This window comes from Formosa algae (genome assembly GCF_001439665.1).
In the GTDB taxonomy this organism is placed as follows: Bacteria; Bacteroidota; Bacteroidia; order Flavobacteriales; family Flavobacteriaceae; genus Formosa; species Formosa algae.
Genome location: NZ_LMAK01000056.1, coordinates 41,088 through 56,777, shown reverse-complemented (window position 1 = coordinate 56,777; position 15,690 = coordinate 41,088). Strand labels below are relative to the sequence as shown.

Annotated in this window: 15 protein-coding genes and 1 tRNA gene; 5 read left to right on the top strand and 11 right to left on the bottom strand. The window is 33.8% G+C overall.

Features of this window, described 5'->3' with window-relative positions; all coding sequences use genetic code 11:
* Window positions 1-8 precede the first annotated feature (8 nt).
* The 9 genes from AST99_RS12775 to AST99_RS12735 all read right to left on the bottom strand — a co-directional run bounded on the left by AST99_RS12775 (window position 9) and on the right by AST99_RS12735 (window position 8,761).
* The gene (locus AST99_RS12775) at window positions 9-2,255 is read right to left on the bottom strand and encodes a nitric-oxide reductase large subunit (RefSeq protein WP_057782225.1); all 2,247 of its coding nucleotides are present in this window, start codon (window positions 2,253-2,255) and stop codon (window positions 9-11) included.
* Between the two features lie 73 nt (window positions 2,256-2,328).
* Window positions 2,329-2,763: an RrF2 family transcriptional regulator gene (locus tag AST99_RS12770; RefSeq protein ID WP_057782224.1), complete on the bottom strand. Its 435-nt coding sequence runs from the start codon at window positions 2,761-2,763 to the stop codon at window positions 2,329-2,331.
* Window positions 2,764-2,938: 175 nt separating this feature from the next.
* On the bottom strand, window positions 2,939-3,364 hold the full coding sequence (locus AST99_RS12765) for a DoxX family protein (RefSeq protein ID WP_057782223.1): 426 nt from the start codon (window positions 3,362-3,364) through the stop codon (window positions 2,939-2,941).
* A gap of 116 nt (window positions 3,365-3,480) precedes the next feature.
* The gene (locus AST99_RS12760; RefSeq protein ID WP_057782222.1) at window positions 3,481-3,954 is read right to left on the bottom strand and encodes a hypothetical protein; all 474 of its coding nucleotides are present in this window, start codon (window positions 3,952-3,954) and stop codon (window positions 3,481-3,483) included.
* 8 nt (window positions 3,955-3,962) lie between these two features.
* Window positions 3,963-5,300, bottom strand: a complete 1,338-nt coding sequence (locus tag AST99_RS12755) for a methylmalonyl-CoA mutase family protein (protein WP_057782221.1) — start codon at window positions 5,298-5,300, stop codon at window positions 3,963-3,965.
* 14 nt (window positions 5,301-5,314) lie between these two features.
* Window positions 5,315-6,691 (bottom strand): methylmalonyl-CoA mutase subunit beta, encoded by a 1,377-nt coding sequence (locus tag AST99_RS12750; RefSeq protein ID WP_057782220.1) that lies wholly within the window; start codon window positions 6,689-6,691, stop codon window positions 5,315-5,317.
* Window positions 6,684-7,013 carry an FtsB family cell division protein gene (locus tag AST99_RS12745; RefSeq protein ID WP_057782219.1) on the bottom strand — a complete coding sequence of 110 codons (330 nt, stop codon included), beginning with the start codon at window positions 7,011-7,013 and terminating at the stop codon, window positions 6,684-6,686. The genes AST99_RS12750 and AST99_RS12745 overlap by 8 nt, the downstream gene beginning before the upstream one ends.
* The gene (gene udk, locus AST99_RS12740) at window positions 7,010-7,618 is read right to left on the bottom strand and encodes a uridine kinase (protein ID WP_057782218.1); all 609 of its coding nucleotides are present in this window, start codon (window positions 7,616-7,618) and stop codon (window positions 7,010-7,012) included. Before udk ends, AST99_RS12745 begins: the two co-directional genes overlap by 4 nt.
* Before the next feature lie 36 nt (window positions 7,619-7,654).
* Window positions 7,655-8,761, bottom strand: coding sequence for a PQQ-dependent sugar dehydrogenase (locus tag AST99_RS12735; RefSeq protein WP_057782217.1), 1,107 nt, complete (start codon window positions 8,759-8,761; stop codon window positions 7,655-7,657).
* A gap of 90 nt (window positions 8,762-8,851) precedes the next feature.
* On the opposite strand from AST99_RS12735, the gene AST99_RS12730 reads away from it, so the two are divergent.
* The 5 genes from AST99_RS12730 (at window position 8,852) to AST99_RS12710 (ending at window position 13,463) form a co-directional block, all read left to right on the top strand.
* Window positions 8,852-8,926: transfer RNA gene (locus tag AST99_RS12730), tRNA-Pro, on the top strand.
* Between the two features lie 262 nt (window positions 8,927-9,188).
* A complete protein-coding gene (locus AST99_RS12725) occupies window positions 9,189-9,500 on the top strand; it encodes a hypothetical protein (RefSeq protein WP_157486382.1) in 312 nt (103 codons plus the stop codon).
* A gap of 240 nt (window positions 9,501-9,740) precedes the next feature.
* Window positions 9,741-12,110, top strand: a complete 2,370-nt coding sequence (locus AST99_RS12720) for a TonB-dependent receptor (protein ID WP_057782215.1) — start codon at window positions 9,741-9,743, stop codon at window positions 12,108-12,110.
* 37 nt (window positions 12,111-12,147) lie between these two features.
* On the top strand, window positions 12,148-12,921 hold the full coding sequence (locus AST99_RS12715; RefSeq protein WP_057782246.1) for a DUF4625 domain-containing protein: 774 nt from the start codon (window positions 12,148-12,150) through the stop codon (window positions 12,919-12,921).
* Between the two features lie 62 nt (window positions 12,922-12,983).
* Window positions 12,984-13,463, top strand: a complete 480-nt coding sequence (locus tag AST99_RS12710) for a DUF4625 domain-containing protein (protein WP_057782214.1) — start codon at window positions 12,984-12,986, stop codon at window positions 13,461-13,463.
* A gap of 63 nt (window positions 13,464-13,526) precedes the next feature.
* On the opposite strand, the gene AST99_RS12705 is transcribed toward AST99_RS12710, so the two are convergent.
* Both AST99_RS12705 and AST99_RS12700 read right to left on the bottom strand, forming a co-directional pair.
* Window positions 13,527-14,945 (bottom strand): TolC family protein, encoded by a 1,419-nt coding sequence (locus AST99_RS12705; RefSeq protein WP_057782213.1) that lies wholly within the window; start codon window positions 14,943-14,945, stop codon window positions 13,527-13,529.
* A 61-nt stretch (window positions 14,946-15,006) separates the two neighbouring features.
* Window positions 15,007-15,678: an ABC transporter ATP-binding protein gene (locus tag AST99_RS12700; RefSeq protein ID WP_057782212.1), complete on the bottom strand. Its 672-nt coding sequence runs from the start codon at window positions 15,676-15,678 to the stop codon at window positions 15,007-15,009.
* Between the last annotated feature and the right edge of the window lie 12 nt (window positions 15,679-15,690).

Sequence of the window (15,690 nt, the reverse complement as noted above, 5' to 3'; positions counted from 1 at the left end):
TATCTGTTTTAATTGTGTTTTGTTGTTTTATTTTTCAAGGTTAATTCGAATACAAACCAGCATATTGTAACGATTCCTACAGCGAAAATAACATCGCCAATAGTTCGTAACCATTTTAGGGTAATCATGTCTGGGTTTTGCATTAATGCTGAAGAACGTGCATACCACATGCCATGTTCTATACTTTCAATAGCTTGCCAAATTCCCATTGGTAACAGACTTAATACAGCCATTGCTAATAATCCGATATTTAGAGACCAGAATGATAGTTTTATAAGTTTTGTATTCCATTGCACATGGCGATACAAACTTCGTAATACAAATAACATTAATCCAATTCCTAACATGCCGTAAACTCCAAACAATGCAGTATGAGCATGTAAAGGCGTAGTATTTAAGCCTTGTACATAGTATAACGCTATTGGCGGATTAATAATAAACCCGAAGATTCCTGCACCTAAGAAATTCCAAAAGGCTACGGCTATCATAAAGTAAATGGGCCACTTGTAATCTGCAATCCATTTGGTGGCTTTCGATAATTTGTAATTGTGATAGGCTTCATATCCAATTAAGGTTAGTGGTACAACTTCTAGAGCACTGAATGTCGCTCCTAATGCCATGACTGCTTTTGGTGTTCCCGAAAAATATAAATGATGAAAAGTTCCTAAAATACCTCCAGACATAAAGACGATGGTTGCAAGTAGTACATTTAAAGTAGCTGTTTTTGTTTTTAGTAATCCTAAGCGGACAAATAGGAAAGCGATAACTACGGTAGCAAAAACTTCAAAAAATCCCTCTACCCATAAGTGTACTACCCACCATCTCCAATATTCAGCAATCGCTAAATTGGTATGTTGTCCCCACATTAATCCAGACGCATAGAATAAGGCAATCGCTGTACATGAAATTAAGAACATAATAATCAAGTTCTTTTCTTCAGTTTTACGTTTTAAAACCGGTAACAAAGGTCTAACCATTAAAGCTAACCAGAGTACAAGTCCAATAAATAAGAATATTTGCCAGAAACGACCTAAATCTACGTATTCATAACCTTGATGACCAAACCAGAAATTATCGACATAATTTAGTTTTTGCATCACTCCAAACCATTGCCCAAGCATAGAACCTAATACAATATTAAGTAGGGCGAAGAATAAGAAATTAACTCCAAATTTTTGAAACTTCGGATCTTTCCCGGATACGGCTGGTGCAATATATAAACCTGTAGCTAACCAAGCAGTGGCAATCCAAAAAATAGCGAGTTGTGTATGCCAAGTTCTTGTTACAGAATATGGTAAAATTTGATCTAAAGCAAACCCATAAAATCCGTCGCCTTCTACACCATAATGTGCAGTTACTATACCTAATAACATTTGTAAAACCATGAGTAGTGTAACGACCCAAAAGTATTTTTTTATGAGATGCATACTCGGTGTCATACCTTGCTTTAAGAGCGGATCTTCGGCTGGGGCAGGAGTATCTTCGTCTGCTCCCGATTTTACATGGTAAAACACTAGTATACCAATACATAAAATTAGTAATATTATGCTCACACCAGACCAGACCATTAAATCTGTGGTAGGTCTATTTCCTACCAACTCGTCTGCTGGCCAATTATGTGTATAACTAACTTTACTATCTGGTCTTTCGGTAACGGTAGCCCAAGTTGCCCAGAAGAAAAATGCATTCATTTTATGCATTTTAGCCTCATCTTTTATAGTGTTTGTCGGGATGGCATAATCAGCTCTCAGTTTATCGAAAGATGGATCGTTAGTAAATAACCCGTGATAGTATGCACTTAAATGTGCAATGGCTTTTTCGCGATGTTCACTAATAGTTATGGTTTTAGATGTTTCATTATACGTATTTGTTCTAACATCGTTTTGTAATCGTATTTTTAAACTGGCTTGTTGCTCATCGTTCAGATCTTCGTATGGTTTGTTAAAATCCGTTTTAGCATACAAATCCAAGATGTAAACGGCTTCTCTATGAAGCCAGTCTGCAGTCCAATCGGGTGCCACGTATGCTCCATGTCCCCAAATAGAACCCAATTCTTGACCTCCAATACTTTGCCAAATGTTTTGTCCGTCTTGGATATCAGTTTCATTAAAAATCGTTTCACCTTGAGTAGATACTATTGCTTTAGGTATAGGTGGCGATTGCTGATAAATTTCGAAGCCGTAATACCCTAAAACACTAAAGGAAATGAGTATTACTGCGCCGAAAATAATCCATAGTTTTTTTTCTTTGTTCATGATTCAAAAAATAGTTAGTTCATTAATTTTATTTTAATTCGGATAAAATTGTCCTCTTTATGAATAAATTTTTTTACACTTTCAAAAAGGTGTCTCCTAATTTTAAGTCTAACGCCAAAGATTCTAAATCTGTAGATTCTAACATATACTTCAATTCGGCTCTTACCAATTTAAATTTTTCATGCATAGGGCAGGGTTTGTTTTCATTACATTCATGTAATCCTAATCCGCAACCTTTATAAACGTTGTCTCCATCTATTGCCTTAACAATATCTGCGATCATAATGGTTTTTATGTCTTTTTTATCTATTTCAAAACCACCATGGGCACCTTTAACAGAATTAACAACATTGTTGCGTACTAAAGCTTGTAAAATTTTGGCAGTAAAAGCTTCTGGAGAGTTAATCTCTTTAGCAATTTCTTTAGGTCCCACACGTCTGTGTTCCAAAGAATTTAAGGCTATAAAAATTGAAGCTCGAATACCGTATTCACATGCTTTTGAAAACATAGATTATAATTTTAATTGCAAATATAGATACAAATTTTAATTAAGACAAATTTATCCGAATTAAAATATATTTAGGTATTGAAGATATTACGTATCTATAAAATAGCTGGTTATAATGATAAAGATAAAACAAAGTTAGCCGATTAATGCTGTTACTATTTTAGAGGGTATAAATTTAATCAAATTTATGATTTAAATACGTTGTAGCACCTGTAGACCATAAGGCCCAAAAAATTAATACGGGCTGAAAAAATAATCTTATTAACCTTTTGGTATCTGTGTTTAATCCAAAAGCATCGGTTGCATTAACATATTGCGCAATATTTCCTGGGAAAATTAAAATATAAAATATAGCTAAAGCGATACCAATGTTTACTCTTTGTTGTTTCCAGAAAATCATAGAAAGCCCAAAACCAAGTTCTACTATACCTGATAAAATAACAACTAAATCTTTAGATAAAGGGATCCAACTAGGGACTTGTGCTTGAAATTCTTCACGTTGAAATGTAAGATGTCCAATAGCGGCTATCACCATTAATGAACCTAAAAGGATTCTGAAAAATTGCTGCGTTTTGGAAGTGGTAAGGGTATTTTTATTCATGCTTTTAATTTTTTTATGTAATATATGTTTTACATAACATGAAGGTTGACCCTAATGAATTTTTAATTGATAGAAATAATGAGCCGACTCCCTAAGATTAAAAAACACTAATTAACTTATGCTGTTAATGCCTTTAAAATGCTAATGGCAGCAGATTGTGTTGAGGTATTTGGTTGTAATAGTATATGTACACCGTAATCATTCAATGTTTTGTTATCTGTTTCAGAGAGGTCATTACCATCCACAACAATTAAAATATCTTCACGATCATAATCTAAAAGCGACGAGGTAATTTCTGAAACCATCGCTGTAGTCTTCGGAGTTAAGGCATGTAAATGAATGGCATGAACATCGTTTTCTATAGCTTGTTTAGCAATGTCTTTTGGATTTTGAAAGAGCGGAGCTAAGTCGACATCGAAACCTATATCTGCATAAGCAGTAGCTATATGTTTTTCGTAATTGGTCTCGTCTGCTTTGTTTAAATTAGACAATAATAAACGCGGACGGCGTCCTTCTTGAGTCGCAAAAATATCGGCCAATGTTTTTGCTTGTAAGAGTATGGCTTGATCTGTGTTTTCAGTACGTTCCATATCAAAAATTAATTTAAGAGTTTTACAATTTCACTTAAAGTCGCCTGATTTTTAACAGCTGCAATTGTAGATTTTAGAACCGTGTTTCTATTGTGCTTTAATTCGTCTTCAAGATTTATAAGCGCACTAGATACTGCTTTTTCATCACGATCACTTGGTCCGTTTTTAAGTGAATCTGTATGAGGTATCGTTGCAGATTTATATGTTGCTAATTCCGATTGAATATCTTCAGGGATATCTCCTGTTTTCTGAAATTCTTCTATTAATTTCCAAGTATTAAGCGCTAGCTCATGTGTTTCTTTTTCAACATAATAACTACCAGCCCAAGGATCGACTGTTTTTGTAATTTGTGTTTCTGCTTTTAAAAAGGCGTGTATGTTTTGGGATTCTACATTAACGATGTTTGTAGTCTGAATTTGCAAATCTTGTGTACCTGCAAACACAGCTGCGGCAGCTCCAATTGTCGATTTTGCTAAGACATCATAATCATCAAAAGTATCAAAATGTTGTGTGTTACAATGAATTTGCAATGCAGAGGATGCATTTGATTTAGGTTGATAAGCTGTTATAATTTTTGCCCATAATAATCGAGCGGCACGAAGTTTTGCAATTTCTGTAAAATGCTGTATTCCGATAGAAAAATTAAACGATAGGCGAGAGGCGATATCGTCTATTTGTAATCCTAAATTTAATCCTTTTTGTATGTAAGTTACGCCGCAAGTTAACATTAATGCCAATTCCATTTCGGGGTTGAACTCTTTTGTTTTTAAAGAGTCTCCAGAGATTTCTATACGATTAAAGTTTGGTAGAATATCATTAGAAAACATAACAGAATTAATATATCCATGTTCTGAGTCTGATAAACACTCTAAAACATCAATACTAAATCCGCCTTTTATGGTGTTTAATGCTAACCCTTGAGTGTCTGCTAATTCTGAATAATAAGCAAGTATGGGTAGGGCATAAGAGGTGTTTTTTAATAAGATAGTGATTTTATCTAAAGGAATATCTTTAAAGATTGTTTCAAAATCGGTTAAAGTTTCCGGTAAACTATGTGTTTCATCCTGAGTGTTTAAATCGAATAAAAATGTACGCTGACCTGCTTTAACTCGGTGTTTCAAGAAGGTATTATATTCTTCAGAAGAAGTGTATATGTTAGATTGAATAATATTCCAAGGTGACGTCACATACATGGTTGATGATATGCCACGTAGAAATGGAGGAATTCCAGCAACAAAATCCAAATGCTGTACAGCTTCAAGATTGGCATCTGAATACTTGTCAACTTCATGTGAAAGATGTGCTATAGACTTTAAAGTGATATGTTGTAGATTCTTTCTGCTCATATAATTATAATATACTAATGTTCAGATGTTAATCGGTCTTGCTCTAAAGGTTCAGCTAATCGTTTAGGTATAATAGGTTCTAAAAGTGTTTTTCTAGGGTTTTGCTTTACAAACGGATATAGTTCTAGTTTATCTTTAAGTTTTTCTTTAGTATCGATATGGGAATTAACTCCGATTAATCTTAGCGCTCCACTGTTAAATAGCTCTTGCTCTTTTGTGGCGCTTTCTTTAATTTTTTTCTGAATTACCCCTGCCTTTAATAATTTTAAAAATCCGCCTTGGGCTTCAATCTCCTTAAAAAGCGTTAGTGCCTTGTCTGCCAATTGTTGCGTTACAGATTCTATATAATAGGCTCCATCAGCGGGGTTTGTTGCTTTTCCAAAGGCTTGTTCTGCTTTTAAAATGTGCAGTTGATGTCTTGCCGTGTGTTCTCCGCTAATGTGGTTTTTTCGAAACAAGGCATTGTGAGCCAAATTACAAACACTATCTGCACCACCTAAAATGGCACTCATACATTCTGTTTGTGTACGTAATGTGTTGGTTTGGCTGCTGTAAATTGTTTTATTGCGTCGCGAAGGTGTTGCACGAATATGGCAATGTGAGTTAGCCTGATACTCTTGGGCTAAAGTAAACCATAATTGGCGTAAGGCACGCAGTTTTGCAATTTCAAAAAAGTAATTAGCACCAATAGCTGTTTTAAATGTAATTTGAGTATTAAATAGCTGTGCTTCGCTTTGTAAATATTCGTTAGCATGTGCTAAACCATAAGCCAATTGTTGCGTTATAGTGGCACCAGCATTTTGATAGTTGGCTAAATTAACACAAACACTACTTTTTAGATGTGTACTGTTTTTTAATACAGATTCTAATGTTTTAAAATCTGATTGTAATGAAGTGTACCAATTTCCATCTGTTGTAAGATGACCAATAATATCGAAACCGACATAAAATACAGCCTGTTTGTCTTGAGCTATAGTATTTAGTTTTTGTATAAAATCTGAATCAGAAAATTGTAAATCGAAATAGATAGTGACTAATTGCAAATCTATATTGATAAGCAATTGATTTAAATCGCAATGGGATGTCGGAATTGTAAAAGCAATAGCTTCGGCATAATCTTGCAGAGCTTGAAGTGCTAATGTATTTGATTTCTCTTCTGAATTGACATAAATAGTTTGAGTGATTGAAAACGGTATAGAACTCGACTTAAAATTTAACGCAGCAGTTTTAAAATCGTCTGTATTATAAAACGGTTTTATATTAATATCTTCCTGAGTTAACGATATAAGTGTTTTATTATAGTCGGCACCATTTAAATCGTATTGAATTTTTTGTTTCCACGCCTTAGCCGATACAGGAGTAAATGCTTCAAATAAATTGGAGTTATTCATTTGTTTCAACGTTTAGGCTATCTTCGTATTCAATAATATAAATTTCTTCATCTTCGCGTTTCAAATAATAAGTTTCTCGCGCGAATTTTTCAATACCTTCTTCTGTATTTAATTTTTTATAAGCTTTACGGTCTTTTGTAATTTCATTAATATAGTATTCCTTTTTGTCGTTTAGTTTATCTATATCGTTATTCAATTCATTATGAATTAAAAAGGAGTTGCTGTCAAAGATTAACATCCAAACAACAAAGCCTATCCCTGGAATAACAAAGGGATTTTTAAAAGGTTTTATATATTTATTATTGAAAAAATTCAACTTCATATTAGCTTTTCATTTATAATGGTACGCACAATATCAATGGCTACGGTATTAAATTTATTGTTCGGAATAATAATATCTGCATACTCTTTCATCGGTTCAATAAATTGCTGATGCATGGGTTTTAAAGTGGTTTGATAACGGTTTAAAACTTCATCTAAATCTCTACCACGTTCTGCAATGTCTCGTTTTAATCGTCTAATTAAACGCTCGTCACTATCGGCATGAACAAATATTTTAATATCAAATAATTCACGAATATCTGGATGGGTAAAAATTAAAATACCCTCAACAATCATGACTTTCCTTGGATGTGTTAACACGGTATCTCCAGTTCTGTTGTGTTTTACAAAAGAATATACCGGTTGTTCTATGGGTTGCCCCGATTTTAATTGTTTTAAATGCGATACCAATAAGTCAAAATCGATAGACTTTGGGTGATCGAAATTAATACGTTTACGTTCGTCGTAAGCTAGGTGAGAGGTGTCGTTATAATAGGAATCCTGAGATATAATACCAACTTCCGCTTCTGGCAGTTCGTTTAAAATTTGATTCACTACGGTTGTTTTTCCACAACCTGTGCCACCTGTAAGACCTATAATTAACATTGATTTTTTATATTTAATGAATGGGCAAATTTAAGACTAATTCTTGGGAATAATTTTAACTATTCCAACATTTTCAATTCCAACATAAATAAACCCATCAGGACCTTGAACTATAGACCTTACACGCCCCAGATTTTCTAACAAGCGTTCTTCTTTAATTACTCTGTTATTTTTGATAATACAACGGTTTAAATATTGAAATTTTAACGAGCCTACCAGTAAGTTTCCTTTCCAGTCTGCATATTTATCTGAGGTTACATAACACATGCCTGAAGGCGCTATAGAAGGTGTCCAATGATGTATTGGCGATTCCATACCTTCCTTTTCTGTATCATCTGAAATAGACGTTCCCCAGTAATTAATACCAAAAGTGACTACCGGCCAACCATAATTTTTTCCGGCTGAAATGATATTAATTTCATCGCCGCCTTTAGGTCCGTGTTCATGTGCCCAAATGGTATTAGTGTCTGGATGTAAAATCATGCCCTGCGGATTTCTATGTCCGTAAGAATAGATAGCCTTTTTAGCCTTAGGAGTATTCACAAACGGATTGTCTGTAGGTATAGAGCCATCAGCGTTTAGTCTGTAAATCTTACCACCATCGCGCGTAATATCTTGAGGGTTTAGATCTCTTTGTCCGCGTTCGCCAATACTAAAAAACAAGTAGTCTTGGTCGTCAAACACAATACGAGACCCAAAATGATCGCCGCTGCTATAATTTGGAGCAGCTTTATATAAAAATTCTTTTTGAGTTAAGGTGTTATTTTTAATTTTTGCACGCATTAAGGCTGTGTTTGCTCCAGAACCTTCACCCTCAGAAGAGGCGTAGGTAAAATAAATCCAACCGTTGTTTTTAAAATCAGGATGCAAAGCAATATCTAACAAACCACCTTGCCCTAATCTTGTAATATCTGGTAAACCCGTAATAGTAGTTTTGTTACCATTTTTAAAGAGTATAAGTGTTCCTGATTTTTCTGTAATTAACATAGCTCCATCGGGAAGAAAGACAAATCCCCATGGTATATCTATATCAGAAACTATAGTTTCATAGGAATAGTTTGCGCTATTAGACTTTTTTTCTTGGGCACAAGCAAAAAAATGAAGAAGTAAAATAACTGATACTATGTGTTTTACATTGGTCATAATCATTATTTTAAAATAAAAGTTACAATTTAATAAAAAAAGCACTTGTTTTTCATAAAAAGGTGTATATTTGCACCCTCGATAATTTTTCGGGGTGTAGCGTAGCCCGGTTATCGCGCCACGTTTGGGACGTGGAGGCCGCAGGTTCGAATCCTGCCACCCCGACTAAAAACCTTGTAAGTCTTTTGATTTACAAGGTTTTGTTGTTTAAGACCCTCTCTTAAAATTAAACACTTCAATATAATTAATCCTTTATTTATAATTAAGTTTATAAACATATAAAATTCTGAATTTTGTATGCTTAACATGGTGTATTAGTTAATAAAATAATGTAGTATTTTGACTCATAACGAGTTGTTAAATTATCTGGTATTTTAACACATCAAAATTATTTACATTTAAAATTATTTAATAGTTTAGCGGATTAATGAGAACAGCACGCGTAAAACATAGTATATCTTATTTGTTTCTCATCCTTTTTCTATCTATGAAATTGGTTGGGCTTCATGCGCTATCTCATCATGAAGACGATGACGATCACGATTTACATTGTGTAATTTGTTTTCATTCAGCAGCAGTTAATCATACTCCTGCACTTGCTCCAGATTTACAAGAATTCTCTTTTGAAATTAAGGAGTATGTTTTTACACAAGACTTAAGAAAGTATTACAATTATATTCATTCGAATGCGATAGCAAGTAATGAACTCTTCTGTAGACCTCCACCTACATTACTATAAGTTTCCCCTGTACATTTTTATTTTTTAGAGTTCCGCTAGTTTCTTTTTAACTGGTTTGGAGTCTATATTCGTTATGTTTTTTTGGTACGTGTATGCACCAATAGCATTTAATACAGATATTCATTCTCAAAAAGCAGTATGCTAAAATTTATACGCTGCCCGCTCTTCAAATTACATGTATAGGTTTAATCCTTAGTTCTTATCTCAAGAACCATTTTTTAAATCTTATAGTATTTCAATATGCTTCAAAAAATATTTAGTGTTTGGCTATGGTTTAGCCTATGCACTGTTGCGTTTGCACAAAATACCTTTCAAATACATGGTACTGTGCTAAATGCAAATACCTTACAACCTGTTGAAGGTGCTTCGGTAAGTTGTGAAAATTTATTTACAATAACGTCTAGTAGTGGACAATTTACTCTTAATAATGTAGAAAATCGCAGCTATAATTTAAAAGTCTCTAGCATGGGATTCGCAAATCAAGTAGTTGCGGTTCAGGTGGATGCAGACTTAAAAGATATTGTGGTTTATCTAGAAGAATTTGCTACAAATTTAAGAGAAATACAAGTGCTCGGTAAGTCTAAAAAGCGAGAACTTATGGAAAGTCCAGTAGTTTCTTATTCCGTTTCTGAAACGTTTTTAGAAGAAAATAGAGAAAATAGTCTGATGCAGACGTTGAGTAAAATACCGGGAGTAAGCACCATTAGTATAGGGTCAGGACAGTCTAAACCTGTGATAAGAGGTTTAGGTTTTAATCGAGTATCTGTTGTGCAAAACGGGATAAAACACGAAGCTCAACAATGGGGAAATGACCATGGATTAGAAATAGACCAGTACGGAATTGAAAATATTCAGATTATTAAAGGTCCAGCTTCATTAGTATATGGATCTGATGCTATTGCTGGTGTGGTTGATATTCAACCTAATGCTATCCCATCTTTACATAGCTTTCAGGGAGAAGTAAATCTTTTAGGAGAAACGAATAATGATTTACTTGGTGTTTCTGCAGGTATACAAGCAAGAAATCATCAATGGTTTTATAGAGCACGTTTAACGTATAGAGATTATGCCGATTACAAAGTGCCTACAGTTCAGATAAGTTATGAAAATTACATCTTCAATTTACATGATAATAATTTAAGGAACACTGCGGGGCGAGAAGCCAACGGTAGTTTTAGTTTTGGTTATGTAACAGACCACTTACAGTCGGAAACAACCTTTAGTAACGTAAATGCCAAAAATGGTTTTTTTGCAAACGCACATGGTTTAGAAGTTAGAACCTCAGATATCGATTACGACAGTTCTAATAGAGATATAGATCTTCCTTATCATAAAGTAAATCACTTTAAAATAACTAATAATACAACGGTTAAAGCAGGAGATCATACTTTTTTATTAGATATCGGTTATCAAAATAATCATCGCGAAGAACATTCAGAAGCCGTTCCTCATGGTTATATGCCAACGCCTCCAAATACTAAAGAACGCGCCTTTAATAAAAATACGTATGCGTTAAATGTTAAAGATGCTTTTACGTTTAGTGATTCTCACGATGTTGTTTTAGGCGTTAATATGGAATATCAACATAATTCTATTGGAGGATGGGGTTTTTTAATTCCAGAGTATAATCGTTTTACTGTTGGAGCTTTTGCTTTTGATACGTTTGAGGTGAACTCTAACCTCCATATTTTAGCAGGTTTGCGTTACGATTATGGCTTAGTAAATACCAAAGCGTATTACGATTGGTTTCCTTCTACGATAAATAATGCAGACGGATCGACCTCTTATGTGTATTTGCAAAGAGCTCAAGACAAGAGCCTAAATTTTGGAAGCATCAGTGCATCTACAGGATTGAGTTATATTTTAAATAATACGACGTTTAAAATTAATATCGGAAAAAGTTTTAGAATGCCATTAGCAAACGAATTGGCTTCAGACGGTGTGAATTACCACATGTATCGCTACGAAAAAGGAAACTTGGATTTAAATCCAGAATCTTCTTATCAATTAGACTTAGATATCGATCATTCAACTCCAGTATTTAGCATAGGAATGAGTCCGTTTATTAATATGTTCGACAACTTTATTTACTTGAATCCGACCTCAGACTATTACGAAACGCTACAAATTTATGAGTATACACAAAGTAAAGTTTTTAGAATAGGAGGTGAGCTTCGAGCAAGTACTACGGTTATTAAAAATTTACAATTAGATGCCTCTGCAGAGTATGTGTACTCCATGCAAACAAGTGGTCCTAAAGAAGGGTTTACAATACCATTCTCGCCTCCATTATCGGGTTTGTTTTCTGCAAGATATCAATTTAAAGACGTAATATTTTTAAAAATGCCACAACTTATTGCAGATTACAGAATTACCGCTTCACAAGACGAAATTGTTCCGCCAGAAGAAACCACGCCAGGTTATCAGTTGTTTAATCTGTCGCTTCTTGCCGAATTAAAACCTTTTAAAAATAGTTTGCCTGTAGAAATGCGAGTAAAACTAAACAATGTATTCAATACAAAATATTTTGATCACACCAGTTTCTATCGTCTTATAGACGTGCCAGAAGCTGGAAGAAATCTATCCGTATCCTTAACAATACCTTTTTAAATATTAATAATTATCAACAACAATGAAAACAGAAATTATGAAAACAAATTTAAAATTTTTAGCAATTATCCTATTATTAGGATTCTTTTTACAATCGTGTAGCAGTGATGACGATAGTGCAATAACCAGTGCTCCAGAAATAACAGACTTCGAATATGGAGAAGGGAGTACCCATTCTACAGATTTATTTGCCTATAAAGGATCAGATATTCATATTGCAGCAGACATTTATGCAGAAGCTACAGTAAGTAGTATTACGTTGTCTATTCATGCTCACGATTTGGAATTGGGAGACGATGAGGTTGATTGGGATTTCGAAACAGTTTACACAGATAGCGATTATTTGGTAATTAATCCAGGCTTTCACGAACATGTAGATGTGCCGACAGATATTCCTTCTGGAGAATATCACATTGAATTAACAGTCGTAGACGAGCAAGGAAATAGCACAGAAGTTGAAGGTTATTTACAAATTTTAGATCCTATTACATTAAGCGATTTCTCTATAGACACAACTGTTGCTAGAGGAGACGATTTTCATGCAGAATTTTTAATAGATGCTGTAAACGGAATTCTCAGTGTAACTGTAGATATACATGCGCATGGAATTACTCCTGGAGATGGTGAAGTAGAATGGGATTACGAAGAAGAATTTTTAGAAGGTTACCATGAAGAGACTTCAATAGAGTTTCATGAGCATATCGATGTGCCTTTAACTGCACCAGCTGGAGAATACCATATGATTTTTACTGTTGAAGATGAAAATGGAAACACTTCAGAATATGAAACACAAATAGACATTACCGCTTAATATTTAATATTAATACTACCGCATAGCACGTTGTAGTGCTATGCGGTTTAATACTTTAAAAAATGAAATGGATATTAAAATACAGTAGTATTATAGCCATGTTATTACTTCTAGCTGCTTGTTCTGGAGATGATAGTGTTGATATAGATGAAGAAAAACCAACTATAGATATTAATTACGACGATGGTTTTCCTCAGGCTTGTAGCGTTTTAGAACGTGGCGAAACTTATAATTTTAGAGCCTTAGTGACAGACAATAAAGCATTAGCATCTTACAGTATAGATATTCATCATAATTTCGATCATCATACGCATGACGATCAAGCTGGCGAATGTGATCTGGAGGAGGTAAAAGAATCTGTAAACCCATTTATTTATATTGAAAACTTCAATATTGAAACGGGTTTACCTACTTACGAGATTAATGTTAGTGTTACCATTCCAAACGATATTGATAATGGAGATTATCACTGCTCGTATTCTGTAACAGACGAAACAGGATGGCAAGCTAGAACATCTGTAGATATAAAAATTAAGGAATAATACTATTAAATAGGATTGAGAAATATTAAAAAAGGCTTCACAACTCTGTGTAGCCTTTTTTAATTAGTATAGACCTCGATAATAGTCTAAGACTTTTACACGTAATAAATACTCATATTTAGCATTAGCAAGATTAACTTTTGCATTATCTAAATTGTTTTTACTTGTAATGTAATTTAAAAAATTAGAGACTCCATTTTTGAAACGGATATCATTAATACGATAAGATTCCTGATAAGCTACAACTTGTTTTTCTAAACTTTGATGTCTTTTAAAGGCTGCATCCATATCAAAATAGACTTGATTAATTACGTTTTTAATAGAGACTTGTGTGCGCTCTAATTCTATGATAGATTCTTCAACTTTTATTTTTTCTAAAGCCACGTTGTTTTTTGCTCTAAAACCATTAAAAAGAGGCACACTCACAGCTATACCTACAGCGGTATTTAAATTATTATCTAATTGGTCTCGGTAGTTAATTTGTTCAGCGGTGAATAGTGTTTGCTCTGTAATTACAGGTAAATCTTGTCCGTTTACAGTTACATAATCTCCAGTTTCACTTACACTCGTCCCGTTTGATGTATATAATTCTGCAGCACTAGAATGGTTTGTATACACACCGCCATACAAAGAAACCTCTGGTGTAAACTGAGATTTTGCAACGCGCATTCCTTTTTTTGCAGCTTCAATACGTAAATCTTTAGCTTTATATGTAGCTAAATTTTCAAGTGAAGCTTTATAAACTTCATTCACACTCAGTGAGTAAGGTTCAAAACCAAGAAAAAGGTGTTCTGTATTTACGTCAAAACGTTCTTCTACATTTAATAATAGCATTAAACTTAATTTCGCACTATTTAAACTACTTTCAGAAACAAGAATACTCGTTTCATCATTAGCAATTTGTCCTAAAATATCGGCATAATCGGCAGGGTTACCAGATTCACTTTCAAAGAATCCCTGCTGTATTTTAAGCTGTTGTTTAGTGGCTTCAAGTCGAGCATGAGCTAAATCTAATACATCTTTAGCATTTAAAACTTGTAAATAAGCTAGAGTCACATTTAATATTAAATCTTGTTGTTCTGCTTCCGTTTCCAATTCTGATGCTTGGGAATTTAACCGATTTTGTTTGGCAGTATTTAACAGGCGAAAACCATTAAAAATAGTCATATCTATACTTAAACCTAAATTAGAATAAGTTAATTCTTGGTCTATATAATCGTTTGTAAACGGGTCTATACTCCGACCATCATTAACACCTAAATTAAAATCGCCATTTAGATTTGGTAATAAATCGGCTTTGGATTGTTTGTAATTGACTTTAGCCGAATGCTCCAACAAATGAGTAGATTTTAGATCGAGATTGTTTTCTAAAGCGATAGCAATACATTCGTCTAACGTCAGTTGTTTTTCCTCTTTAGTTTGAGAAAAACTAATTAAGCTAATAAAAAAAAGAATGATTAATATTATGATTTTATGTATCATGGTTTGGTTTCTTTAAACACCTTTAATATCTGGATAACAGACATTTTATATGGGTTATTAACTATACTATTTTTCCGTCTAGTAAATTGATAATTCGAGAACCATACGCAGCATTGCTTTCTGAATGTGTGGCTTGAATAATGGTTACGCCCTCTTCGTTTAACTGTGCAAACAACTCCATAATCTCGTCACTCTGTTTAGAGTTTAGGTTTCCTGTAGGTTCGTCTGCTAAAATCAATTTTGGTTTCCCGATTAAGGCTCTCGCTATGCCAACTAATTGTTGTTGTCCGCCACTTAACTGCATAGGAAATAAATCTTTCTTTCCTACAATATTAAAGCGGTCCAACATATCGGCAACCATGGCTTTACGTTCAGAAGATTTTATGTTTTTATAGAGTAGGGGCGTTTCAATATTTTCATAAACCGTAAGTTCATCAATAAGATGATAGGCCTGAAATACAAATCCGATATACTCTTTGTAGAGTCTAGAACGGTTTTTTTCTTTCATGCTATGTACAGGTTCTCCTAAAAAGGTATAGCCACCATCTGTAAAACGGTCTAACATGCCAATACAATTTAATAATGTAGATTTTCCAGAACCAGATGGCCCCATAAGAGAAATAAATTCGCCTTCATGTACTTGTAAATCTATTTTATCGAGTAAAGCTATTTTATGACTTCCCAAATTTACGGTTTTTGAGGCTATGTTTAAACTTAGTAATTTATTTTTCATGGTGATGTTGTG

Coding starts and splice junctions, on each gene's coding strand:
- AST99_RS12715 (WP_057782246.1), top strand. CDS start 12,148: ATGAAAACAAATTTAAAATTTTTAGCAATTATCCTATTATTAGGATTC.
- AST99_RS12750 (WP_057782220.1), bottom strand. CDS start 6,691: ATGAATAACTCCAATTTATTTGAAGCATTTACTCCTGTATCGGCTAAG.
- AST99_RS12735 (WP_057782217.1), bottom strand. CDS start 8,761: ATGACCAATGTAAAACACATAGTATCAGTTATTTTACTTCTTCATTTT.
- AST99_RS12760 (WP_057782222.1), bottom strand. CDS start 3,954: ATGGAACGTACTGAAAACACAGATCAAGCCATACTCTTACAAGCAAAA.
- AST99_RS12710 (WP_057782214.1), top strand. CDS start 12,984: ATGAAATGGATATTAAAATACAGTAGTATTATAGCCATGTTATTACTT.
- AST99_RS12700 (WP_057782212.1), bottom strand. CDS start 15,678: ATGAAAAATAAATTACTAAGTTTAAACATAGCCTCAAAAACCGTAAAT.
- AST99_RS12725 (WP_157486382.1), top strand. CDS start 9,189: ATGAGAACAGCACGCGTAAAACATAGTATATCTTATTTGTTTCTCATC.
- AST99_RS12765 (WP_057782223.1), bottom strand. CDS start 3,364: ATGAATAAAAATACCCTTACCACTTCCAAAACGCAGCAATTTTTCAGA.
- AST99_RS12705 (WP_057782213.1), bottom strand. CDS start 14,945: ATGATACATAAAATCATAATATTAATCATTCTTTTTTTTATTAGCTTA.
- udk (WP_057782218.1), bottom strand. CDS start 7,618: ATGTTAATTATAGGTCTTACAGGTGGCACAGGTTGTGGAAAAACAACC.
- AST99_RS12720 (WP_057782215.1), top strand. CDS start 9,741: ATGCTTCAAAAAATATTTAGTGTTTGGCTATGGTTTAGCCTATGCACT.
- AST99_RS12745 (WP_057782219.1), bottom strand. CDS start 7,013: ATGAAGTTGAATTTTTTCAATAATAAATATATAAAACCTTTTAAAAAT.
- AST99_RS12775 (WP_057782225.1), bottom strand. CDS start 2,255: ATGAACAAAGAAAAAAAACTATGGATTATTTTCGGCGCAGTAATACTC.
- AST99_RS12770 (WP_057782224.1), bottom strand. CDS start 2,763: ATGTTTTCAAAAGCATGTGAATACGGTATTCGAGCTTCAATTTTTATA.
- AST99_RS12755 (WP_057782221.1), bottom strand. CDS start 5,300: ATGAGCAGAAAGAATCTACAACATATCACTTTAAAGTCTATAGCACAT.